19 protein-coding genes, 1 tRNA gene, 1 rRNA gene and 1 pseudogene are annotated in these 24,456 nt (G+C 44.8%); 17 read left to right on the forward strand and 5 right to left on the reverse strand.

Annotated features, from left to right (window positions below; genetic code table 11):
* Nucleotides 1-147: 147 nt before the first annotated feature.
* Nucleotides 148-257: ribosomal RNA gene (rrf, locus tag IJJ71_RS12685) — 5S ribosomal RNA — on the forward strand.
* A gap of 314 nt (nucleotides 258-571) precedes the next feature.
* On the opposite strand, the gene trpF is transcribed toward rrf, so the two are convergent.
* From trpF to IJJ71_RS12710, 5 genes are all read right to left on the reverse strand, one after another.
* Nucleotides 572-2,104 carry a bifunctional indole-3-glycerol phosphate synthase/phosphoribosylanthranilate isomerase gene (gene trpF, locus IJJ71_RS12690; protein WP_296847530.1) on the reverse strand — a complete coding sequence of 511 codons (1,533 nt, stop codon included), beginning with the start codon at nucleotides 2,102-2,104 and terminating at the stop codon, nucleotides 572-574.
* 80 nt (nucleotides 2,105-2,184) lie between these two features.
* Nucleotides 2,185-2,901: an MgtC/SapB family protein gene (locus IJJ71_RS12695; protein ID WP_296847532.1), complete on the reverse strand. Its 717-nt coding sequence runs from the start codon at nucleotides 2,899-2,901 to the stop codon at nucleotides 2,185-2,187.
* Nucleotides 2,898-4,370 carry a cation:proton antiporter gene (locus tag IJJ71_RS12700; RefSeq protein ID WP_296847534.1) on the reverse strand — a complete coding sequence of 491 codons (1,473 nt, stop codon included), beginning with the start codon at nucleotides 4,368-4,370 and terminating at the stop codon, nucleotides 2,898-2,900. Before IJJ71_RS12700 ends, IJJ71_RS12695 begins: the two co-directional genes overlap by 4 nt.
* A 92-nt stretch (nucleotides 4,371-4,462) precedes the next feature.
* Nucleotides 4,463-7,186 carry a transcription elongation factor GreA gene (greA, locus tag IJJ71_RS12705; RefSeq protein WP_296847535.1) on the reverse strand — a complete coding sequence of 908 codons (2,724 nt, stop codon included), beginning with the start codon at nucleotides 7,184-7,186 and terminating at the stop codon, nucleotides 4,463-4,465.
* A 29-nt stretch (nucleotides 7,187-7,215) separates the two neighbouring features.
* Entirely contained in the window at nucleotides 7,216-8,154 is a 939-nt protein-coding gene (locus IJJ71_RS12710; RefSeq protein ID WP_296847537.1) for a tetratricopeptide repeat protein, read from the reverse strand.
* Between the two features lie 224 nt (nucleotides 8,155-8,378).
* Between IJJ71_RS12710 and rpe the strand changes: the two genes are divergently transcribed.
* The 16 genes and pseudogenes from rpe to IJJ71_RS12790 all read left to right on the forward strand — a co-directional run bounded on the left by rpe (nucleotide 8,379) and on the right by IJJ71_RS12790 (nucleotide 24,429).
* Nucleotides 8,379-9,011, forward strand: coding sequence for a ribulose-phosphate 3-epimerase (rpe, locus tag IJJ71_RS12715; protein WP_296847539.1), 633 nt, complete (start codon nucleotides 8,379-8,381; stop codon nucleotides 9,009-9,011).
* Nucleotide 9,012: 1 nt separating this feature from the next.
* Nucleotides 9,013-10,107 (forward strand): tetratricopeptide repeat protein, encoded by a 1,095-nt coding sequence (locus tag IJJ71_RS12720; protein WP_296847541.1) that lies wholly within the window; start codon nucleotides 9,013-9,015, stop codon nucleotides 10,105-10,107.
* On the forward strand, nucleotides 10,104-11,414 hold the full coding sequence (locus tag IJJ71_RS12725; RefSeq protein ID WP_296847543.1) for a hypothetical protein: 1,311 nt from the start codon (nucleotides 10,104-10,106) through the stop codon (nucleotides 11,412-11,414). Before IJJ71_RS12720 ends, IJJ71_RS12725 begins: the two co-directional genes overlap by 4 nt.
* Nucleotides 11,415-11,416: 2 nt before the next feature.
* Nucleotides 11,417-12,553: a tetratricopeptide repeat protein gene (locus IJJ71_RS12730; RefSeq protein WP_296847545.1), complete on the forward strand. Its 1,137-nt coding sequence runs from the start codon at nucleotides 11,417-11,419 to the stop codon at nucleotides 12,551-12,553.
* 138 nt (nucleotides 12,554-12,691) lie between these two features.
* Nucleotides 12,692-13,903, forward strand: coding sequence for a recombinase RecA (recA, locus tag IJJ71_RS12735; protein WP_296847547.1), 1,212 nt, complete (start codon nucleotides 12,692-12,694; stop codon nucleotides 13,901-13,903).
* The gene (gene folK / locus IJJ71_RS12740; RefSeq protein WP_296847549.1) at nucleotides 13,904-14,494 is read left to right on the forward strand and encodes a 2-amino-4-hydroxy-6-hydroxymethyldihydropteridine diphosphokinase; all 591 of its coding nucleotides are present in this window, start codon (nucleotides 13,904-13,906) and stop codon (nucleotides 14,492-14,494) included.
* Nucleotides 14,457-15,266 carry a segregation and condensation protein A gene (locus IJJ71_RS12745; RefSeq protein ID WP_296847550.1) on the forward strand — a complete coding sequence of 270 codons (810 nt, stop codon included), beginning with the start codon at nucleotides 14,457-14,459 and terminating at the stop codon, nucleotides 15,264-15,266. Before folK ends, IJJ71_RS12745 begins: the two co-directional genes overlap by 38 nt.
* Nucleotides 15,267-15,306: 40 nt before the next feature.
* Nucleotides 15,307-15,852 carry an SMC-Scp complex subunit ScpB gene (scpB, locus tag IJJ71_RS12750; protein WP_296847553.1) on the forward strand — a complete coding sequence of 182 codons (546 nt, stop codon included), beginning with the start codon at nucleotides 15,307-15,309 and terminating at the stop codon, nucleotides 15,850-15,852.
* Nucleotides 15,815-16,582, forward strand: coding sequence for a pseudouridine synthase (locus IJJ71_RS12755; protein WP_296847555.1), 768 nt, complete (start codon nucleotides 15,815-15,817; stop codon nucleotides 16,580-16,582). Before scpB ends, IJJ71_RS12755 begins: the two co-directional genes overlap by 38 nt.
* Before the next feature lie 346 nt (nucleotides 16,583-16,928).
* A pseudogene (gene rpsA / locus IJJ71_RS12760) lies at nucleotides 16,929-19,289 on the forward strand (30S ribosomal protein S1).
* A 27-nt stretch (nucleotides 19,290-19,316) separates the two neighbouring features.
* Nucleotides 19,317-20,864 carry a sigma-54-dependent Fis family transcriptional regulator gene (locus IJJ71_RS12765; protein ID WP_296847556.1) on the forward strand — a complete coding sequence of 516 codons (1,548 nt, stop codon included), beginning with the start codon at nucleotides 19,317-19,319 and terminating at the stop codon, nucleotides 20,862-20,864.
* A 42-nt stretch (nucleotides 20,865-20,906) separates the two neighbouring features.
* On the forward strand, nucleotides 20,907-21,584 hold the full coding sequence (locus IJJ71_RS12770) for a tetratricopeptide repeat protein (protein ID WP_296847558.1): 678 nt from the start codon (nucleotides 20,907-20,909) through the stop codon (nucleotides 21,582-21,584).
* 19 nt (nucleotides 21,585-21,603) lie between these two features.
* Nucleotides 21,604-22,404, forward strand: a complete 801-nt coding sequence (locus IJJ71_RS12775; protein ID WP_296847559.1) for a hypothetical protein — start codon at nucleotides 21,604-21,606, stop codon at nucleotides 22,402-22,404.
* A gap of 56 nt (nucleotides 22,405-22,460) precedes the next feature.
* Nucleotides 22,461-22,535 (forward strand) — tRNA-Arg (locus IJJ71_RS12780).
* A 107-nt stretch (nucleotides 22,536-22,642) separates the two neighbouring features.
* Nucleotides 22,643-23,308 (forward strand): hypothetical protein, encoded by a 666-nt coding sequence (locus IJJ71_RS12785; protein WP_296847560.1) that lies wholly within the window; start codon nucleotides 22,643-22,645, stop codon nucleotides 23,306-23,308.
* A 110-nt stretch (nucleotides 23,309-23,418) separates the two neighbouring features.
* Nucleotides 23,419-24,429, forward strand: coding sequence for a glycosyl hydrolase family 18 protein (locus tag IJJ71_RS12790; RefSeq protein WP_296847561.1), 1,011 nt, complete (start codon nucleotides 23,419-23,421; stop codon nucleotides 24,427-24,429).
* The last annotated feature ends 27 nt before the right edge of the window (nucleotides 24,430-24,456 follow it).

Here is a 24,456-nt window from a genome sequence, read left to right on the forward strand (position 1 = left end):
GGCCGCAGGTGCAGGCGCGGCGACGCGCACAGCCGAGCGGTACTAATAGCCCGTGAGCCCTGGCCATATCCTCGTTCCCGGCCGCGCTAGGCGCGACGGAATGTTCCTTTCTCCCTGTCTGTCCATATACTGACACGGCTGTTATATGCCGGTGGCCATGGTGGGGTGGCAATACCCGTTCCCGTTCCGAACACGGAAGTCAAGCACCCCCGCGCCGATGATACTCCGTTATGGGGGAAAGTAGGGAGCCGCCGGCTTTTTCTTTTTAAATGATTTTTTTACCCGGGCCGGGCAGGCTTCATGTTGTAGGAGGAATGCTTTCCCACGGGGAAAGTAGGTAGGGAGCGGCCACGGTGTGGCAGAAACAGTCCGCGGACTGTTTCCAGCGAGTCTCCGAGCAGCTGTGCTGCGAAGGCGGAAGCCGCCGGCTTTTTTCTTTCTGGATGGTTTTCCGCCCGCTAGCAGGGGCGGATTTTTTTTGCCCCGGCGTGCGCGCATAGCCCGTTGCAGCTTGAGTCGCGCATTATTTTTATGCTGATTAATAGATAGATTTTTGTTTTTTGACTGCCGATTATTTGCTTTTTATCGCTTTGAACAATGCTTCGATTTTTTGAGGATTTTTCTTTCCGGGAAACAATTCGACACCGCTTGCGACATCAATCAGTTCCGGATGGAATTGGTTGATTATTTCAGTCACATTTTCGGGAGTAATTCCGCCTGCAAGCCAAAGTTTTGTCTTTTGACTAACTTTTTCAACGAGCAAATCTGCAATCCTTTCTCCTGTTCCGCCAAGTTGTTCACCGACCTTTGCATCAATCAGAATCCTTGGTTCTCCGGTCAGGCGAAGGGTATCAATTTTCTGTAAATCTTCTTCGTCCCTTATGTTTACGACGGCATAATGAGGCAGAGCTTTTTTGTGGAATGTTTCTCCGCAGCCATGAAGCTGTATGAAATCCAAATTTCCTTCTTCAAGGGCTTTGAAAGCATTTTTTGAGTCTTCGGATTCTGTATCAACAATTACACCGACCATGCGAATTTTATCCCGCAAGTTTCTTTTTTTGAGATTTTCTGCAATTTCCGGTAATTCTTTGGAATTGATTTTTCTTGGACTTTTGTCGTAGAAGATGAATCCAAGAAAGTCTGCGCCTTCCTCAGCCGATTTTATTGCATCCTCAGTATTTGTAAGACCGCAAATTTTTACGAAAGGCCTGGAATCGCCTTTTTTTCGCTTTTCTTGAAGTTTTACCGCATATTGGTTCCATTCTTTTGCATTTCTTGTTTCTTTTGCGTTCACGAATGAGGAAACTAAAATTCCTGCTTCCTGCGGGTTTCTTGCAGCGACTTCACCCAAAAGCATCGCAGAGAATCCGAGACTTCCTGCGAAATTGGCCGCTTCTGGAGTCCTTATTCCGCTTTCAAATACAACCCTTATATCCTTGCCAGCAATTTCCTTTATTTCTTCAAGAAGGGCCGCCGGAGTAAGCATGTCGATGCTGAAATTCTTAAGGTCGCGTGCATTTACTCCGCATACAATAAAATCCGTGCTGACTTTTTTGACTGTTGCGGCAAGTTTCTGTAAGTCCTCTTCTAGCCTAAGCTCCACAAGTGCCGTAATTCCAAGTTCCTGACATTTTTTCGCCATTTCAGTCATTGTTTTGGTGTCAAGAATGCGTGCAATCAGAAGAACAGCATCTGCACCACAACGGTAAGCAATTTCAATCTCGCTTGCGGAAAGGAGAAAATCTTTTCTTAGGATGGCGGGCGGCGTAGTTTGATTTTCTTTGGCATATTCATCAACGGCTTTACATGCTTTAATAAGGTCTTCGAGAGATCCCTTGAACCAATGCTGCTCCGTGAGAACGGAAATTGCTGATGTATTTGCCTTTGAGTAGGACTTGGCCGTTTCTGCAGAGTCAAGATTTGGGGCAATGTCGCCTTTACTTGGGGATGCCCTCTTGATTTCAAGGATTACGCCTTTTTTGCCTTTTGGAATGAACGGCATGATTTTTCTGGTCCTGTTTTCTGGGATATTGAATCCCATTGTCACTGTTTTTTCAGAAATGTCTTTTTTTCTTTGTTCAACAATTTCATCAAGAATGTTCATAAATTTTCCTTTTTTTTAAATTTATTATACAGGGATGCTTTGACTCAGGTGGCAGATGTTATTTTCGTAAAAAAAATCCCTTAAATTTCCTCAATATGATAAATATAGTCAAGAGTGCTGAGCGCATCAATTATTTCCTTGTGGGTCTTGTAGTTTTTCAGTTCTTCGTTGCTGATTGTTATTGCGATTGAATAAACGCTGAGGCCGGAATTTGCATAAGCCGGATTCATTTCAATCGCGTCGATTATAAGCCCTAGTTTTCGTATCGTGGTGACGAAATTCTGCAGGTTCAGGCTGTTCTTTAGCTCAAGGTGTATCTCAAAATGGTTCGAGCGGTTTTTGAGGAAGAATTCAAGGTATGGAAGCTTTGAAAGGCATAAAAGGACGACGAGATATGATATTGCCGTTATGGAATACAGTCCGGCACCGATTGCCAGCCCTAAAATGCAGCTGCACCATAAAGATACTGATGTCGTCAGCCCCATAATCTGATTGCGGGAAGTGAAAAACAAAGTCCTTGTGGCGATTCTTGCTGCTGAGACGATTGAAAGTGCCGAGAGAATAAAATAATGCCCGTTGTAAATGCTGTTTATATGCAAATCTATGAGCATTGTCACGGTTCCTGAAAGGGTAACTATCATGAAAGTTCGTAAGCCAGCCGAGTGCCGCTTTGTTGAGCGTTCCCAGCCTATGAGGGCTGAAAGAAAGACAGACAGTATTATCCTGAAAACTATTGAATAACCATTCAGCTGAACCGACCAGCTTCCCAGAAAATTTGCTATAGGATCTGTAATCATAATTTCTTCCTTTTTCGTAAAATTTCTTTCATGTTTTGCTTTTGTACTTCACCCCAGAATCCGATGTTGTGCTGTTCCGCAGCCTCTGTGAACGCTTCTTCTGCCTCGTTCAGCGTGTGGGAAGGAAGTTCCTGCTGAATTTTCTGTATTCGGTCAATCAAAAGCTCTACCTGACTCTTTTCCTTGCCGTCAGGGGTTGTGTTTGATACATCCACAATTTCCTCAAGTCTTTTTGAGTACGATTTTGAAAGATACAGAGAAAGTTTTGCGGATGCCGGACCAATAAGCTCGTAAAGAACGCTAGATGCAAGAATAATCGTTTCGAGGGCATTTCCTGTTTCGCCCTGAAGGGTTCTTGCTCCAAGCGCGGCAAGGCCTATTGCGACTCCAGCCTGCGGAATCAGTGCGAGTCCAAGATAGTTCCTTGTTTCCTTGGATTTTTTTACCAAAAGACAGCCGACGAAGGCTCCGATGTACTTTCCGATTATGCGGATTATGAAATAAAGGACTCCAATGAGAATCAAAGGCGATGAGCCGATAGTTCCGCTGGTTTTTACCAGTGCCTGCAAGTCGAATGACATTCCCGAACGGACAAAGAACATCAGAAGAAACGGCGGTGAAAAATAATTCAGCTGCTTGAAAAGCTTGTCATCCTCAGTGAAATTTATATAGATTGTTCCCATCGACATGCAGCCGAGAAGGGGGGAAATCTCAAGAATCGTACAGATTCCACAGAAAGCGAACAGAAGTGCTACGGAAATAATCAGCCTGTTGTCGCTGCTCCTGGTCTTTGGCCTGAGAAGAATTGTCAAAAGCACGCCGAATACCGCACCCAGAAAAAGAACGAAGGCATTCGTAAGGATTGGCGTAAAAACCCGGATAATTGAAAATGCGTCTCCTGTTGCGGAATGGACGGCGATTGAAATCGCTACGCTGTATGCGATGAGCCCGACAATATCGTCCAGTGCGACGACCTGAAGAAGTGTCTCAACGAAATCGCCTTTTGCACCTGTCTGCCGGATTGTCATCATTGTAGATGCCGGGGCTGTGGCAGATGCAAGGGCTGCGAGAACTATTGAAAATGCCAAGTTCAGGTGAAGAATGAAAAAAGCGAGGATAAAGACAAAAATCGATGCAAGAAGGGCCTCAAATAGCGTGATTATTATGACTTTCGCCCCGTTTTTTTTAAGTATGTCGAATTTGAAAAACTGACCTGTGCTGAAAGCAATGAATGCCAGTGCAATGTCGGGCAGAAATCCTGTTCCCTGGATTATTGGCTTTGGAACGATGTTGAGGCCGTAAGGTCCGATTAGAATTCCCGCAACTATATAAGCCGTGACATTCGGAAGCCTGAGCTTTTTTGTGACGCGGGTCATAAGGAACCCTGATATGAGAACTAAAGAAATGGATATGATAGCTGCTGAGACCGATGAATCTTCCTGGCCGCCTGCATAAAGCCACTGTATCATTAATTATATTTTAATACAAATATTCAAATTTTTCCATAAAAAAACCACAGACTTTTTCAATCTGTGGTTAGGTTGGTCATTATGATATTTGACTAAATCTTTGCGATAACAATCTTTTTGACTTCGAAGTGGTATTTGCGCTCACCGATAGTGAACTTGAGCTCTTCGCCGACTTTGTGGTCGAGAATTGCATCACCGAACGGAGCCATGTAAGAAATTACGCCGTTGCTTGGATCTGATTCCCACGGACCGAAGATTGTGAATTCTTCTTCTTTGTCTGTGTTTTTGTTAAGCAATGTGACTTTTGTTCCGAATGAAATCATTGAAGATGTTGCCGTTGTAGGGTCGAAAATAACCGCACGGGCAAGTTCCGACTGAAGCTGCTTGAGGTCGTTGCCGAGCTTGTGCTGTGCTTCTTTTGCAGCGATGTACTCTGCGTTTTCCTTCAAGTCGCCCTTTTCCTTTGCTTCTGCAACTTCTTTTGCGATTGCAGGAAGATCGACATTCTGCATTTTGTCGAGAAGATTTCGTTTTTCCTCGAGTTTTTGTGCTGTAACGAGCATTCCCTTTGGTGCAGAAGATTTTTCTTCCTTGACACGGAATTTGTAGTCCGGGTATTTCTCAAGAATCTTGTTTCGGAGCTGAGTTTTGATTACGCCGTCAAGCTCTGCGATGTCATCAACGAGAGTGTACATGTGAGACATCTGCTCTTCATCGCATGAGAGCATGTAATCAGCATATTTGTTGTTGTCCTTGTCGAAGAGCATTTTGCATGCGTTCTTGATGATTTTTTTGTTTTCTGTTGATTCGACATGGTTGTCAATCTCTCGGTAACACTGAGAAATGATGTTGACGAGGGCGATAAGCTGCTTCTGGAGAGGAATCTGTGATGCCTTGAACCAGTCTTCCTCGCTACATTCGTCGAACAAGAAGAGGATTACATCGCGGTAAGAGCGGAAGTCCTCGAAAGAATCGATGGCAAGCTTCATTACCTTTTCGACCTGGCCGGCATTGATGATTGTCATGAGGACATCTTTCTTGAGAATTGCCGGGAACATCTTGATGTATTCGTCTTCCCAGTTTGGAAGCATTTTGACAGATTCGAGGAAAGCAGTGCGCAAATCGCCCTTCTTTGAGCCTTTGAGGATTGTGTACATTGCTTTTGAATCTTCGACTTCGCCGTAAAGCTGTGCGAAAGTATATTTGCTCTGGAATGCGAGGTTCGGAACTTCCTGACCGATTTCCTTGACGACAAGATATGATGCGATAACCTGCTCGTCAACTTCGCTGAATGATTTGAGGAAGCCTGTGAAGTAGCTGAACATGTCGGCAAGAAGCTCGCTTTCTTTGTCAGTTGTCTCGTCCTCAACGAATTTGTATAGGATGTCGATTCGTGCGAAGAACTGTTTCTGTGCCTTGAATTCGTTCGAGTATTTTTCTTCTGGAGTGATTGCTCGCTCGCGTACTGTATATTCGTTGATATTGTTTGGATTTACGCCGAATGTTGAGTCTTCGTCGAGGAGTTTTTTTGCTCCGCTGTTCCAGCTTGTCCATTCGCTGGTACTGAGGATTGAAGGAACAAGCTCAGCCTTGATTTTCTTGAAGTCACAGCTGTTGTTGAAGCTTGTGATGATTGTTTTTAATGCCCAGGCCTTGTTTGTCTTGATTTCCTTAGCAAGCTCGTCCTTTGTCTTGAATTTTGAAGATTTTGAGCCGACAGTGGCCTTGATTACCCAGATGTGGTCTCGTGAAAGAGGCTGGAGTGCGCTGACTGCCATTTTGAGGGAAATCTCTTTTCTTCCGTTTTTACCGAAGTTGATCAAGAGTGTGTCGTTCTCGACCTTGAGAATTACGCCTACGCCCCATGTGCGGTGATAGACGAAGCTGTGCGCGTCGAAAGCGATGTGCTTCTCGAAGTCAGAAATTGCCTCGAATACATTTCGGTAGCTCTGTGTGAGGTCTGATGTTCGGATATAGTCCTCGACATGGCTGTGGCTTGCATATTTCTTTGAGTAACAGTCTGTGATTTCTCGGCGTGCCCAAGGATCTTTTGGATCGATTGAGAGATTGAGCTTAAGGATGTCGATTGCTGTGTCCCAGTTTGCAGTATCCTTATAGTAGTTGTAAAGTTCCTGCATCATGAGGGCTGATTTGTCTGCGCTGATTGTTTTTGCGATTTTGCGCTGAACAAGAAGGAAGAAGTCGATTTCTTCTGGAATTACTGCTGCGAGTTTTGACCAGATTTCGTTTGCAGAGTTGATGTTCTTGTTGTTTACATAGCGGAGAAGGGCTTTCTTGTAGTATTCGTTTGCTTTATCAGAATTGCCCTCTGCTGCATAGTGGTCTCCGAGTTTCTTTGCGATTTCAGCCTCGGTGAAGTCAACCTTGATGATTTTTTCGTAAACTGACCACAATTCAGGATTGCCGGCCTGCTCATAGTTTGCGGCAAGCGTGCGGAGTGCAAATTTATTTGATTTGTCATCGGCGAGGATTGTTTCGCACATGTAGACGACGATTGGCTCTTTGTGGTTGTTCTGGAAGATGTCAACGAGTGCTTCGAGTGAAGAATTGTCGAGGGAACCCTGCTTGAGTCCGAGCATTCCCGAAATGTAGAGGGCTGTGATGCTGTCTTTTGTGTGAGAGAGCTGCTCGTCACAGATTTCCTTGATTTCCCCGGCGCAGTTTTCGCTTCTTGCTTTTTCTACGATGGCGGTCAACTCAATCAGATTGTTCTTTGTGTAGTTGCTGATTGTTGCGCGGGTCCAGGTGTCCTCTTTAAGTTTTGCCTGAACCAAATCCACTAGCTCTTTTGACATAATTTACTCCTTGTGTTGTTTAAGCCAATTTACTTCGTGTACATTCTATATATATCTTCATCATGCACCCTTATCTGAAGAAGGCAGTCGTTAATCTTGTCCATACCTTCATTTGAGCGGGCATAATGGTCGATAAGCCAAAAATACATGTTTATAAGCTTTGGAACCAAAATCTTTGAATCGTTCGACGGATCCTTTATTTCGTTTTCCTTTGCGAATATTTCCTGCCTGAGCCTGCCCGCTTCCTGGGCGCGCAACTCACGCTTTACATTGAAAACTCCGTACAGGACTCCGTAGACAGGAATCCATTCCTGCAGGACTGCCCCGGTGTACCCCTTTTCCTTTACCTGACGGATCAGGCAGCCGATAAGCTCGGAATCGAGGAAATCTATTTCGATACGCTCCGCATCGATGAAAAATGCTTCCCTGAAAAGGACCTTCGCATTCTTTTCTTCACCGCAGAGTGCCAGACAGTCCGCCATTTCCGCGAGTATTGCGGCTGATTGCGGGGAGATTCTGTATGCTTCTGAAAGAAGGCTGAGCGCGGACTCGTATTCACCGAGTTTTTTGTGGCACAAACCTTTTTTGCGGAACAAATCAGCTCTCTGGCTTGATGATGAATCGTCTTTTGCCTGCTCGTAGGCTTTGAGGGCCATCGAGAAAACACCCCTCTGGAGCGCGTAGACCGTTCTTTGCTGAAAATCCTTGCGGGCCTCGTAATCGGGCTTGAATGTCTTCCAGCGGGCGATAAGACCGTCTCCCTGTTCATAGAAATCCATTTTTGGAAGCCCCTGAACGAAACCGGCCCAGTACGAGCAGCACCAATGGGCAAAATTGATTTCAGAATTGTCAAAGTTGTAGCCGATTGCCTGGGCAAGAATTTCTCGTGCCTGGCCGATGCTCCCTGCTTCGAGGAATTTGTACGCCTTTGTTAATTCTTCATCCGTTTCGATTCCCATACCGTGCATAATTATTATTATAAAAATGGAGATTTTAGTCAATAAAAACTGAAAAAATTATAAAAAGTGGGGTAAAGTTTATAAAGCCTTTTGCAGATTATGTCAATACTTTTTTAAGAAAATTTTTATACTTTTCTGAAAAAAATGGGAAAACTTGGCTGATTTTTCCTCCGGAATTTTCGGTACTTTAATTTTGTTTACAATATTCGCTTCTTTTGATATTATTTAATAGTATGAAAAAAACTTTGCTTGCTCCGTCTTTGCTTTCGGCGGATTTCTCTGATTTGGCAGGTGCAATTAGAAAAATTGAAAATGACGGCGGAAGTATCGTTCATATTGATGTCATGGACGGTCAGTTTGTTCCGCAGATTACTTATGGTCAGCCTGTAATCAAGTCGATTCGGCCTCTTACTGATTTGCCTTTTGATGTTCATCTCATGGTTGAGAAACCTGAGCTTATGGTTGATTCTTTTGCCGAAGCTGGCGCGGACTGGATTACTTTCCATTACGAGTCAACAATCCACATCGACCGGCTCATTCATCACATCCACGATCTGGGCAAAAAATGCGGAATCTCAATCGTTCCGTCTACGCCGGTGCCGGCTCTTTCTCAAATCCTGCATCTTGTGGATTTGGTTCTTGTGATGAGCGTAAACCCTGGTTTCGGCGGGCAGAGTTTCATTCCTTACGCACTTGATAAAATTTCTGAGCTGAAAAAAATCCGTGCAGAGCGCGGGCTTGATTTTAATATTTCTGTTGACGGCGGAGTAAACGAAAAGAATTTCTCCGAAATCGCGGAGGCAGGAGCGGATATCCTTGTCTCAGGCTCATCTTTTTTCAGCGGAAAGTTAAAGTGGGAGAAATAATTTGCTGAAAAGGTTCGCCGCCCTTGCTTTTTTTTCATTTTTCTCAATTTTCTGCCTTTTCCCGCAGACTGCTTCCAAGTCAAAATTGTCTGCGGCGGACAGCGCGAATTTAAAGCAGGGAGCTGACGCCTACAAAAAAGAGGACTGGACGAGCGCGATTTTCTTTTTGCGGAAGGTTGTGTCTGTGCCAGGCAATGTGAGCGATGAGAACCTCTTCATGCTCATAAAAAGCGAGATTTATGCAGGTGAATATCGTCAGGCGCAGAATGATTGCGAAAAATTCCTTGAGCAGTTCACTTCATCTCCTTATACGGAATATGTAAGATATCAGAACGGAAGGCTCCTTCATCTCCTTGCACGGAATGAGGATGCGGTTCTTTCCCTCAGTGATTTCTGCCATCAGAATCCTGACAGCGAGCTTTATCCCCTTGCGCTTTATTGGATTGCCGAAAGTTTCTATGATGAATACAACTTTGAGAGCGCGCGTGGCCTTTATGAGCGTGTCGTGAATGATTTTCCCGGCTGCGAAAAGGCACCGCAGGCACAGTACAAGCTTGATTTGATTGAACGGCGTTCAAGGGAAGAAAAACTCCTCTACCTTTTGAAAGTAATCGGCGAAGAAAACCTTTCTACCCGTGAGGAATATGAGCGTCAACTCCGGGTTTATGCACTTGAGGATGAGAGCGGTGTAAGGCATCTTCTTCTTGACTCACAGGCACGGATTGCGGAGCTTGAGGCTCTTCTTGAGCAGGGCGGAGCTTTGCCGGCTGAGCCAGAGCCGGAGCCTTCTGCAGTAACAGAGCCTTCAGAATCAGCGGAGTCCGGTGAAAATTCTGGAGAACCTGCTGCTTCACCGGAACCAGAAAAAGGTGCGCCAGGTGGCGTGTCAAAGCCTGAAAAACCAAATGTTCAGATTATTCAGAGCGTGAACGAACCTTCCATCCGCGTAAAACAGAATCCGGGCGGTCAGGGAACTTCTGCTGTAAAGAATACTAATGCCTCTTCAAAAGATACGGAACTTCATACCCTCAAACGCAAGGCCAGGCAGCTTCAGTATCTTCTTGAGGAGCAGCAGACTGAGGATGGTGCGAAATGAAAAGACCTCTTGTTTTGTCTCTCTTGTTTTTATCTTTGTCTTCATTTTCAACTTTTGCGATTGACAGCGAAAAACTCAGGGAAAATCTTGAAAATTCACAGCATCTGACCGAACTCATGATGGATGAGGAGTATGTAAAAAGACAGAAAGCCATCGCTGAGGAAAAACGTCTCAAAAAAGAGGCCGAGACCGAGCTTTATGATGGAGTACTCGGCGTAAAATATCATCTTGAGTCTTCTTACATCCTTGAAGGCAAATTCCTCCGCATGGAATTTTTCCGCAAGCCTGGAACTTTCAGCATCTTCTGTATGCCTGAGGGAGAAGGCTCCGTTCCGCTTCTCGCAACCCATGATTTGTCTGCCTCGACATGCTTCCTCATGAAGCTTGATGAAAAAGTCTATCATCTCGGAAAGTCTCCGCGCGTGCTCCGGGAGCTCAGGCGGCTTTCTGACGGAGGAGTGCAGCTTGTCTATTCTTTTGAAAACGGAATGAGGCTTATCGCTGATTTTTCTTTCGTGGCAAGCAGGGAAAGCAAGCCGGAGGATATAATAAAGGTTCGCCTGTATGTCCTCAACCTGGGAAATGAAAATCATTCTGTGGATTTAAAAGGAATTTTCGACACGATATGCGGTGAAGTTTCTTCGGTACATTTCACCACTGAAAAACGAAGCAAGATTCGCTTTGAGACCCGCTATTCAAATTCCGACCTGCATTCAGAGCGGACTATTATATCTGCCAATGACAAGGCTTACTTCCAGTTCGTGCTTGATTCTCAGAATGTTACTCCAATCGAATCAGTTACGCTTGCAAATATCGACGAACTTTATAAAATGGACTGGGATTCAGGTTTCAGAAAGGGGCGTGGATTCTCAAACATCCGCGGTTATGACGATTCTGGAATTATGATTGACTGGCCTGAATTCGCGCTTCCGCCGGAAAGCAAAACTGAGTTCACTTTCTATATCGCGGCTGCCACTTCCGATGAATATCCTCTTGGCCTTACTTACGCCGACGGAATTCTTGTCCTGGATAAAAAACAGCAGGATGATTCCGCGCTTCTGGACTTCAATAATCAGAATCCTGCGCAGGAAGAGCCTCAGAAAGAAAATGCCGTGAACAGTGACAAAAGGACGGATGTGGAGTTCGTTGTTCCTCCTATAAAGGATTATCAGCTTGATTCTGGCTACATTCAGGATCTTATTGATAAAATCGACCGGCTTCAGTCCTCAAAAAATGTAGACAAAAAGGAACTTATGAAACTGAATGCAGAGCTTGATGCAATCCTTGAAAAGTTGAGGCGGCAGTAGATATGAGCCGTTCAGCCTTGGAAAAAGCGCATAGCCTTGTGCGACGCCGTAAATTCTCACATGCAATTACTCTTCTCGAATCCGGCAACAATCCAGATATATACCGTGAGAGCTTTGATTATTTCCTTACGGCTGGAATTTCCTGCCTTTATCTCGGAGACACCGGCAGTGCGAGCGCGTATTTTCAGAGGGCTAGGCATATAAGGATGACAGACCCGACTTTGCTTTGTGCTCAGGCCGTTTTGTTTTTGCGGCGCGGCGACATGGACAGGGCAATCAATTATTATCTTGATATTCTTGATTATGATCCCAAGCATAAAATCGCCCTTGATGCAATGGAATTTATCCGCACGCATGGAACTTATGAGGAAGTCTGCAAGGTTGTTGATTCAGGTGAAATCGAACGGTTCTATCCTCCGCTTGGGCTTAACCCGGATGTCATAAAAAGAATCGCGCTTTCAGCTTTTGCCGGAATCGTGCTTGCGTTTTTGTTGCTCAACTTCGGCCGTTTTTCCAGGATCGCCCGCGATGTTCATGTTCCGTCATCAAAGCCTCGTGCTGATTTGAACGCGCTGTTCCTTTCTGTTGATGAGATGGGAAATGCCCGCAATCAGGATTCGTCCGGAGCAGCATACAAATATGTCCTTACGGACTCTCAGATTAAGAAATCCTTTGATTTGGCGATGACTCATTTTCAGGATTACAGGGAAAATGCTTCTTTGGTTGAGATTAACCGGCTTCTCAATTCAAATGCCAGCGACTCAATAAAAGCAAAGGCAAGGATGATTTCCACTTATTTTACGGAGCCGACTTTTGATTCCCTTGATGACTACGGTGACAATATTGCTTATTCAGATGTCGCAAGAGATCCTGAGCTTTACATCGGCTGTATGGTCGCATGGTCAGGCCGGGTTTCAAATGCGATTTCCGAGGGCGTTTCGTACCGGTGTGACCTGCTTGTAGGTTATGAGAATCTTGTGAGGGTTGAGGGACTGGTACCGCTGTTCTTTGCGGAGGCTCCTTATCCGGCCATTGACAGCGAAAGACCTGTGAAAGTTCTTGGAAGAATCAAGGTTGAGAACGGAAAGATTCTTCTTGACGGCAGGGCAATTTACCAGCCTGTCAGGAGAGATAATTAGAGATTTTGGAGATTTTAAGCTCCGAAATGAAAAATTTTGAAATTTTTTAAAGAATTTTTGATTTGCATTGCCAAAAATGCAAAAATTCCGCCTATATATAGGTGGGTGGGGAAATAAAAATATATAAGGTGGATTTCTATGGCAGAAAAAACACAGCAGCAGCCGCCAGCAGACATGGCGGAAAAATTAAAGGCTCTTGAAGCTGCCCGCTTGCAGATTGAAAAGCAGTTCGGAGCAGGTTCGCTCATTAAGCTCGGAGCACAGACTGATTTGACCGGCGTTGATGTAATTCCTTCCGGCTCAATTTTGCTCGACGAGGCTTTGGGCGTTGGTGGTTATCCTCGCGGACGAATCATCGAAATGTACGGCCCGGAAAGTTCTGGTAAGACAACGCTTGCTCTTCATGCAGTTGCCGAAGCTCAGAAAATGGGCGGAATCGCGGCATTCATCGATGCTGAGCACGCTCTTGACCCGGTTTATGCAAAAAATCTCGGCGTTGACATTGACAATCTCTGGGTCTCTCAGCCGGATAACGGTGAGCAGGCTCTTGAAATTACTGAGAATTTGGTTCGTTCCGGGGCAGTTGATATCATCGTAGTTGACTCAGTTGCGGCCCTTACTCCTCAGAAAGAAATCGAAGGTGACATGGGTGACTCAATGATGGGCTTACAGGCTCGCCTTATGAGCCAGGCACTCCGAAAGCTCACCGCAATCGTCGGAAAGAGCAAATGTATGATTATCTTCATCAACCAGATTCGTATGAAGATTGGTATCATGTTCGGAAACCCGGAGACTACAACCGGCGGTAACGCGCTTAAATTCTATTCATCAGTTCGTCTTGAAATCCGCCGAATCGAATCAATCGAGGGAAAGGGCGAAGAGGACGCAATCGGAAACCGTGTCAGAGTCAAGGTCGTTAAGAACAAGGTTGCGCCACCGTTCCGCAAGGTCGAGCTTGATATCTACTTCGGAAAAGGTATTTCCGCAACAGCTTCGCTTTTGGATTCTGCCGTCAAGCACGGAATCATCGACAAGCGTGGTGCATGGTACACCCGCGGCGACGAAAAGGTCGGTCAGGGCAAAGAGAATGCAATCAACTTCCTCAAAGAAAATCCTGATTACGCAAAACAGATTGAGGCTCAGATCCGAAACGAAGTTTTCCCAGGCCAGATTCTGCGCACCCGTGAGGGAGTCGCGGTTTATCCTGAGCAGGAAAAGGCCGTAAATGATGCAAAAAAAGCCGCTGAAAAGGCAGCTAAGGATGCTGAAAAGGCCGCAAAACTTGCAGCTAAGGCTGAAGCCCCGGCTCCAGAGCCTGTGGTGCCGAGCGCAAGCGACGCGTTGTTTTAAATGTTTACAGTTTTAGGTCTTGGTTCCAATAAGTCATTTGCTTCTCTTGATTCGCTTCACTTGCTCGCAAAGGCTTGTGATTTTTTGGAACCGTTGCTTTCTGATTTCAGGTTCTCTTCGGTTTATCGTACTAAGCCCATGTATGTCACGGATCAGTCTGATTTTTACAATATGGCAGTTTCGGGGCAAACGGAGCTTTCTGCGCACGAGCTTCTTTCAAAAATCCATGAGATTGAAGCAAAGTTTGGCCGTGACCGAAAATCCGAAATCAGGAACGGCCCCCGCTCAATCGACATTGACATTGAGCTTTTCGGGAACGAGGAAATCCATTTTTCGGATTCTTCCGACCCGATGAAAAATCTTGAGGTTCCACATCCCCGGCTTTCGGAAAGGGCATTTGTTTTGATTCCGCTTCTTGAAGTTTTGCCGCCAAATGCCGATATTCAAAGCAGGGATTTTGAAAAATCTTTGGCACAAATTGGCAATCAGGGTGCAGAAAAACTCCTTGATGCTGCTGAATTTGCGAAGATCATCGCGGAAATGGGGAATCAATATGGAAGAACAGGCAGTTGCACAGTCACAAATCGCTGAAAATCAGGCTGAGGTTGATAATGATGACGAGAATGGCGGAAAAGAAAAACGCCGCTACAAGGTCGGTGAATTTGACGGCCCTCTTGATTTGCTCTGGGCTTTAATCCGCGACAATAAATTCAATATTTACGACATTCCTATTGCCGAGATTACCGAGCAGTTCCTCGAATATCTTGATTATGCGGCTTCTGTTGATTTGGGCGACCTTTCTGATTTTTACAAATGGGCTTCCCGTCTGATTTATATAAAATCCCGCATGATGCTTCCTGTTGAGGTAAAAATTGAGGATGACCTTGATTTTGATGATCCGCGCGAGGAGCTTGTCGAGCATCTTATCGAATACCAGAAATTCAAAAAACTCTCTGACCTCATCGAAGAAAAACAGGACCAGAATGACTGGAATTTTGAGCGTAACAAAGTCCAGCGTGTCCTTCCTTTTGAGGATGAGAATCTCTGGGAAAAAATCGACACCTGGGATTTGCTTGAGCAGATGCAGAAAATCTTCAAGAGCCTCATGAGCCAGTACACTGACCAGAAAATCCTTGATGTTTACGAAGAAATTTCCGTCAATGAGAAAATCACTTTAATGCGCGAACTGCTTGAGGAAAAAAGTGAGTGCATGTTCACGGATTTGCTTGTCCGCAAAGGAAATATCCTGGATGTAATCTGCGCGTTCATGGCAATTCTGGAGGCAGTCAAGTTCAAGATGGCGGCAATCTACCAGAACCGAATGTTCGGCGACATCAAAATCTGCCGTTACGAAGCGGCGTAGTTGTTGAAATCCTTTTTTTTAACTATAATGATTTCCACTTATGGATATAAATCTTGAAAAAGAAGCTGGGCTTGTTGAGGCGGTTTTGTTTTTGGAAAGCGAGCCTCTTACTGTCGAGGCTATTTCTGCCAGCACCCAGCTTTCTGTCGATGTCGTAAAAGAATGTATTGAAATCTTAAAGGAAAAATACACTGCGCCAAATTGCGGTGTTGAGCTTTCCGTGATTACCGGCGGTTACGCGCTCACTCCCAAAAAAGAATACTGGGAATCTCTCAAAGAAAAATATGGAAATAAGAGCGAGGGCAAGCTGTCCCGCTCGGCTCTTGAAGTTCTTTCAATTATCGCGTACAAACAGCCGATAACTCGTGCCGAAATTGAGGCTTTGCGCGGAGTTTCTCCGGACAACATGATTCGTCTTTTGATTGAGCGTCAGCTTATTAAGGAAGTCGGTCGCCGTGACACACCGGGCCGCCCAGTTGAATTCGGTACGACAAAAGAATTCCTGAAGTTCTTCCGCCTTAACTCAATTGCGGAACTGCCACAGCTTGATGAAACTGAAAATGAGAGGTTCGTACTTGCCCGATAATTCAAATTCTACCGCAAAAGAAGAAGTTCGCCTGCAGGTTTTTCTCGCTCATTCAGGTGTTGCGAGCCGCCGTGCCTCAGAAAAAATCATTCTGGATGGCCGTGTTGTTGTAAATGGTGTCGTTGTCACAGAGCTTGGCACGAAAGTGAGCGAAAAGGACAAGATTACCGTTGACGGAAAACTGATTTCTCTTGAAGAGCAAAAACGGTATGTTCTTTTGAACAAGCCTCTTGGCGTTGTCTGCACCCAGTCTGATGAAAAGGGCAGGGCTTGTGCCGTTGATTTGCTCCGCGAACAGTACACAGAGCGGCTTTACAATGTCGGGCGGCTCGATATGTTCAGCCACGGCGCGCTTATTTTTACGAATGACGGAGACTTTGCCGCAAAACTGAGTCATCCGAGCGCGGAGATTGAGAAGGAATATATAGTAGAAAGTTCTCTTCCTTTGCCGCGCCGTCTTGCCGAAGACTTTAAGCGTGGCGTGCGTGTCGAGGGTGTTTTTTACAAGGCGAAAGATGCCGAAGAACTGAATTCCCACAAAATGCGTGTCGTGCTGGTCGAGGGCAAAAACCGTGAGATCCGCCGCGTGTTTGAGAATGCGGGAGTCGCAATCCGGAACCTGTGCCGCGTCCGTATCGGAAATGTGGAGCTTGGCGAAATGGAGCCGGGAGAATTCCGCGACCTGACCGAAAAAGAAGTGCATGGCCTTTTGAAACTCTGCAAGAATTAGGAAGTGGAATACGGAAAGTGGAAAGAGGAAAACGAAAAGTTTAACTCTGCGGTACGATTTCCACGAAAAGAGAAAGCCGCTCCGCTATGGAGTGGTGGCGAAGCCAGTGCGAAAGCACCGCGCGTGAGCAAGCCACGGAACAGCGGCAGCAAGTTGATTTGCGCCAAAAATTGAAAACTTTATGTCGGAATAAAATAACTTCCGGCATTAGCTAGAAAATGCAAAAAACAGGCGTAGGCGGGTTATGACAGAAACCTCACTTGAACTTGTTCACCGTGAGGTTTTCTGGCATGTTCCGCCGGGAGCCTGTTTTTTGAAATATCCAGAAAATCTAGGAAGGTGTTTTATGATTATCGCTATGGACGGGCCTGCGGGAACCGGAAAATCTACAATCGCATCTTTGATTGCGAAAAAATTGGGAATCACTTATTTGAACAGCGGAAGTTTTTACCGCGCGCTCACTATGGCTTTGAATGAGACCGAGATTGAGCTTTCGGACGAGAAGGCCGTTCTTGATTTCTGCAAAAAACAGAGCCTTGACTATGAGAATTCTCACCTTATCCTCAACGGAAAGGATGTTGAGTCTCACCTGCACGACGATGCTGTTTCTGCAAGGGTTGCTCAGGTTTCTTCGATTGTTGAAATCCGTCACCTTGTAAACGAAAGGATGCGTGAGATTACGAACCATCTCGACATCATCTGCGAGGGGCGTGACATGACGACGGTTGTTTTCCCGAACGCAGACTATAAATTCTATCTTGATGCTTCGATTGATGTTCAGGCTCAGAGACGCTTCGATCAGGGCGTATCAAACATGACTTTGGAAGAGGTTAAGGCCGCCATCATCAAACGGGATGAGATTGACCGCAACAAAAAAGAAGGTGCTCTCAAGCGGGCGGAAGATGCCTTCTATATTGACACTTCAGCCTTGACTATTGACAAGGTTTGTGAGATAATATTAAGCAAAATTCAGAAATAAAGGTAGACTACACTTATGGAACAGATGGAAGTGGAAAAGGATGAATCTCAGGAACAGGGTGCAATCCAGACACAATTAGAAGAGTCTCTCAAAGGCCTCAATATTGAAGATGGTCAGATTGTAGATGGAACTGTAATTCAGACGGCAGATGGTTATGTATTCGTAGACATCGGATACAGAACTGAGGGACGGATCCCGGTACAGGAATTTGGAACAAAGTTGCCAAATGACGGTGAGAAAGTCACAGTCGTTGTTATCCGCAAGGACGGTCGCAACGGTCCGGAAATTTCTTACACAAAAGCTCAGGCAAAACAGCTTTGGAAAGATTTCCGCAAATATTTTGACGAGAAACTCCCAATCGAAGGAACAATCGAGAAGGAAGTTAAAGGCGGATTTGATGTCAACCTCGGTGGCGAAATCCACGCTTTCTTGCCAATCAGCCAGTCCGATGCTCAGAAGGTCGAGAACCCTTCTAAACTCATCGGAACTGTTTCTAAGTTCTACATCGAGCGATTGTACTCAGACAACAAACAGAATGTCGTTGTCAATCGCCGCAAATATCTTGAAGAGCAGATTAACGCAGAGCGTGACAAGTTCTTCGCTGAGAAGCAGATTGGTGACACTGTAAAAGGTACAGTTAAATCATTCACAAGCTTCGGCGCATTCATCGATTTGGGTGGATTCGACGGTCTTCTTCATATCAACGATATGTCTTGGGGACATGTTACACGCCCGAAAGATTTCGTAAAGAAGGGCCAGGAAGTTGAGCTTAAGGTTATCCGCCTTGAGCCAAATGAAAAACGAATCAATCTTTCTCTCAAACATTTCTCAGAAGATCCATGGGTACACTTCGAGGATAAATATCATGTTGATGACATCGTTGAGGGCACAGTTACAAAACTTACTGACTTCGGCGCATTCATCGAGCTTGAAGAGGGAATCGAAGGCCTTGCTCACATTTCTGAATTCAGCTGGACAAAGAAAGTCAACAAGGCTTCTGACATGGTAAAAATCGGCGACAAAATCAAATGTATGATTTTGGGCTATGATATTCCTGCTGGCCGCGTTTCACTCGGTCTCAAACAGGTAACAGCAAATCCATGGGATTCAATCTCTGACAAATATCCAGAGGGCACAAAAGTTACTGGCAAAGTTGTAAAACTTACAAACGCTGGTGCATTCATTCAGCTTGAGGACGGAATCGACGGCTTCCTCCATGCAGAAGACATTTCTTGGACAAAGAAAGTTAAGCATGCTGGCAGCGAGCTTAAAGTTGACCAGGAAGTTGAGGTTGTTGTTCTTGAGACTGACTCAGAGAATCACCGCATCCGCGTTGGTATCAAACAGCTCACAGATAATCCTTGGAAGAAATTCGCTGAGGAATACAAAGTCGGTTCAACTCTTGAGGGCGAAGTTACATCAATCACTGATTTCGGCGTGTTCGTAAAGGCTCCGGACGGAATTGAGGGCTTGGTCAATAAGGCAAACTTGAGCGATGATCGCGACGTTCCTTTTGAGGAAGCTGTTAAAAAATACACTGTCGGCGACAAAATCAATGTTTTCGTTGTGGACATCAATGTCGAAAAAGAGAAAGTTGCTTTCTCTGTAAAAGAGTACAAAAAAGCTCAGGCTCGCAAAGAGATTTCTCAGTACATGTCTTCTTCTGAGAATGACGGCGACGGTGCTTATACTCTCGGCGACATGATTAAATCTCAGAAAAACAACTAGTTTGATGGTTCTTTAAGGTTTACTTCGATGAGTGATTTGAATTCTCTTTCGCTTGAACAACTGAAAACGCTCATCGAGATAAACGGACGAATTAATTCAAATTACTCTGATATAAACGCATTGCTGGTTTACATTCTTGAATCGGCGATGCGTTTAGTTCATTGTGAGTCTTCTTCACTTCTTCTTAATAAAGATGACGGTTCACTCCGTTTTGTCGTTGCCCTGGGGCCTAAAGGTGCTGAGGCAAAGAATATCCCGGTTGCAAAAAATTCCATCGCAGGCTGGGTAGTCGAAAAGAATAAATCCCTTATATTGAATAATGTCGCTTCTGATCCGCGATTTTCTACTACTGTTCAGGAAAAGACAGGCTATGTCTGTAGCAATATGCTTGCGATTCCTATGCGGGTCAAGGGAAAATGTCTTGGCGTAATCGAGCTTTTGAACAAGGCTGATGCGCTTCCGTTCAATGATGATGACCTGGCTGTTCTTCAGAGCCTTGCTGATCAGGCAGCAATAGCTTACATAAATGCTGATTCTTATCGTTCTGCAAAAGACAAAATTTCTGTTCTCCGCTCGACGATTGAGAATGGGTCTGATTATCATCCGTTTGTTGCCCGAAGTGCGGCCGTGCTCGATTTAATCCGCGTGATTGAAGAAGTTGCCAAAACAAATACGACAATTCTTATCACTGGAGAGAGTGGTGTCGGCAAGGAGCTTTTTGCGGAGCAGCTTCATATCAGAGGTTTCCGCAAAGATAAGCCTTTTGTCCGTGTGAATTGCGCGGCTCTGTCCCCGGCTTTGCTTGAGAGCGAGCTTTTTGGTCATGTAAAAGGTGCATTTACTGATGCCGTTACGGACAGAATCGGCCGTTTTGAGGCAAGTGACGGCGGAACGATTTTTTTGGATGAGATTGGTGAGCTTTCCCTTGATTTGCAGGCAAAGCTTTTGCGGGTCTTGCAGGAGCATAAATTTGAGCGCGTAGGCTCAAACGAGACTGTTTCGGTGGATGTCCGGGTCGTCGCGGCTACAAACCGCAATCTGGAGCGGATGGTACAGGACGGCCTTTTCAGGAGCGATTTGTATTACCGCCTCAATGTCGTGCCGTTGAATATCCCGCCTCTGCGTGAGCGAAAGGATGATATTGAGCCTTTGGCATCCTTCTTCCTTGACAGGTTCAGCCGTGAGACCAAAAAGAATTTCACCGGATTTTCAAATGCCGCCTTGCAGACCATTTTCAGCTACTATTGGCCGGGAAATGTCCGTGAGCTTGAGAATTCGATTGAGCGTGCGTGCGTTCTAGGAAAACCGCCGCTGATTCAGGCTGAGGATTTGCGGATTAATGCCGTTCCTTCAGCTGCTGGACATTCTTCTTCGGAAAAGGAATTTGATGATTTCGCGTCTGAGGCGAGTGACGGAAATGATAAAACCCTTAAAACCGCTATCAACCGTTTTAAGGCGGCGTATTTAAAGAAAATACTGAATGAAACTTCATGGAACCAGACTGAGGCTGGAAAAATCCTTGGAATTCAAAGAACTTATGTTTCCCGGCTCTTGAATGAGTTGAATATTCGTTAAATTTGTGATACAATATTTGCACTTTGAAACTAGAGGTAAAAAATGGCTGATAAAATTGAAAAAGAAACTCTCGAAGCTTCTTTGAACGAAAAACTTGAAAAATCAAAGGGCATGGTTTTTGCCGTTGCCGCGGTTGTCATTGTTGCAATCGTTGCTGTTGCTGTTGTTGCGACTGTAAAATCAAAAATCACTGAGAAAGGGATCGAACAGGTCGATACTATCTCATACATTCTCACAAACGAGTCAAAAGACCTTTCTGACTCTGATATTGCCGCACGACAGAAGAAGGCACTCGATGATCTTTCTTCACTTACTTCAAAAGGTGGTGTCGTTGGTCTCCGCGCGAACATGCTCGCCGCTGAGATTAAATATGCTCAGAAAAACTATTCTGAGGCCCGCGATTTCTGGCTCAAGGCTGTTGAGGTAAAGAAAAATGCCTATACAGCACCTCTTTGCTATTACAATGCTGCTGCCTGCAGTGAGAATCTCAAAGATACAGACGGTGCAATTGCTTATTACAAGGCTGCCTCTGAGGCTGAGGATTTCCTTCTCGTTGATCATGCATTGTTCTCTCTCGGCCGTGTAAACGAGTCTGCTAAAAAGTATGATGATGCGAAAGAGGCATATAACAAGCTGACTTCACTCCATTCTTCATCAAAATGGGCTGACCTCGCAAAATCTCGTCTTATTGCCTTGAGCATTGCTGGAAACATCCAATAATATGAATAACGCCGGTGTTATGCGAAAGAATCTTTTGATATTGCTTTCTTGCATGATTGCCGGCGTTTTTGTGTCTTCATGCGGCTTGGAAGAAGTCATTACTGTTGAGGAGCCGCTGGTTACTTATAATAATCCATTATTTTCAAGTTCTGACCCAGAAAGCTGGTATTTTAATTTTAAGACTAGTAGTGAAAGTGGTGAAAATTTTGTCGGAACTGATGTCTATTATAAAATCTATAATAACAGTTCTACTCTGACTTCTGAAAAATCTTCCATACTTTCTGTAAACACATCAACGAACAGTTCGGCGGCGGCGACGAGAATGATTGAAACATACAAGTACCAGCAGCTGGTTGGTGATGCTGGTGATTCTGTGATGTTCCCAAAAGATGTTGGCAGCGTGACCGTAATTATGCGGCTTAAGAATTATCAAAACGGGCTTGGTCCGGAGCCTTCTCAATCTGATACAGCGAAGTATAACAATTATATTGAAAGTAAAAAAAGCCGATACAAATGGGAAGCTTGCATTGGCATATTGAGCGGGGCGGAATATCTTTACAATAATTATATTCCATATCGATATGACAGAACAAGATCTTTCGATTTCTTTGATTATGATCAGGATAACAAGGGCGGAACAAGGGATGTGATTCCTGTTGATGGAGATTCTGACTATAAATATTCTTCAACTGCTTCAAGCGAAGACACTTATTATATTCAGATGTTCGCTGTTGGAGTTGCCCTGGATCCGAATACCGTAAGTGCAAGCTACAGCCTTGTCCTTGACTTGGGCTCTGTTCCTATCAGAAAAGGCGAGTAGAAACGCTGGGCAAATCTATTGCAATTTTTGCCCGAATCTGCTATAGTATTTTCCACGAGATTGTAGCTCAGTTGGATTAGAGCATCTGCCTTCTAAGCAGAGGGTCGCGTGTTCGAATCACGCCAGTCTCACTAACGGTTCACTTTTTTGTGGGCCGTTTTTTTTGTCTTGAAAAAAAATCATAACTTTGTTTTAATATAGTATAGGCCGTTTACACGGACTTTAATGGGAGTATTTTATGAAAGTTATGAACAAAGGTATTTTCTTGGTTGCCGCTCTTTCTTTTTCGGCATTGCTTTCCTCTTGTGGCTCTACATCGACTCTTGATGCTTCTGAGCCAAAAAAAACTGAGACGCCTGCTAAGCCTAAGCAGTCAATGGGCAGCTCCGGCGGAATTTCCGGCGGAACAGGTGTAAGCCTCGGTTCAATAAAGACAACAGGGCAGGATAAACTCCCGAAACGGCTCAAAGAAGCCCCAAAATTTGAGTTTACCGGTGAAAAATTGCAGATTGAGGCCGAGAACATGTATTATGACCGAATGGAGCTTGTTGCCGACAGGTCTGCAAGCGGTTCTTATGCACTCAAGTTGTTGAAAGATTCTTCATGGGCAATCGCCGAAGTGAATTTCCCTGCGGGTACCTATGAGGGCCTTGTAAATGTCTATTCTCCTGATATAAAACATTCTCGTTTCAATGTTTATGTCAACAAAGATTCATATCTGGTCTATGGTTCGGAGCCGCCGATCGGAAAATATGAGCTTACAACCCGTTCTGTCGTAAGCTTCACCCTTGACCAGCCTACTACTGTTACGCTTAAAGTCCAGCAGAATGATGCCAATAATCCTGAGAACAATGGTCAGAACGGCATGACAATCGATTATCTGCTGTTCAAAAAAATCCAATAAAAACTAAACTGGGGTAACGCAACCTTTTTCAAAAGGTTTCTTTGCCCCAGCCCCCAATTCTTCCAAAAGTTCACTAAAATCCTGCCGATAATAAGAGTGGGGTGGTTTTAGTGAGAAAAAAATTCTTATTTTCTTTTATTTTCTTAATTCTTTTTAATTCTTCCATAAATCTTTCTGCACAAAAAAAATCTGAATCCCAGAATGAAAATACGGATGGGGAGCCTCAAAAAGTTGCCCTGAAAGAAGTCTGGGGCTATGTGATGATTGGCGAGGAAAAAGCTTTTTCAAACGACTGGCCGGTTACTGATATCGGGTATTTTGTAAACGCGGTAAATAATTATTCTGATTTTGTGGCGGTTCCAAAACGGGCAGATAAATTCCCTGATTTCAAGGGGCGTGTTCATCTTGTCTCAAGCGTTGACTCACGGGCGCAGACTCATCTTATCCTTGACCCAAAACTTCCGCTCCGCAACAAAATAATCAAGCAGATTGTAAAGGAAGCGGACGGATATGACGGCGTTCAGATTGACTGGGAATCCGTTATGAAAGATGACGACCAGAATTTCAGAAATTTCCTGAAACTGCTGAAAAAGCGGCTTAAGGGAAAAATGCTAACGGTTGCGATTCCTGCCAGAACAAAGACTTTGGAACGAGATGCTTATGATTACGCCGAGCTTTCAAAAATCGTGGATAAAATCATTGTCATGGCTTATGACGAGCATTGGTCAACAAGTGCGCCAGGCCCGATTGCTTCGATTGCATGGTGTAAGAAAATCGCCGACTATTCAAAGACCGTTATTCCCGAAGACAAGCTTGTTATGGGCTGCCATTTTTATGCCCGTGCATGGAACAACGAGAATGTCGGACGAAAAGCATACAGAATGTTTAAGGTTGACGGCATAATAAAGGATAACAAGGTCTCAAATTTCAAGAAATCATCTGACGGAGATTTGAGCTTCACTTTCGATACAAAAACTCGCGTGACGGTATTCTATGACACCGTTGACTCGTGTGCGGCCCGCTGCAAAATGTACGCCGACAACGGAATTTCCCGCCTTTCATTCTGGCGACTAGGACAAGAAGACACAGAATTCTGGGAGAGACTGGAAGTGGAAAGATGAAAGTGGAAAGTTGTGCACCGCATGGAT

The sequence above is a fragment of the Treponema sp. genome, assembly GCF_017430385.1.
In the GTDB taxonomy this organism is placed as follows: Bacteria; Spirochaetota; Spirochaetia; order Treponematales; family Treponemataceae; genus Treponema_D.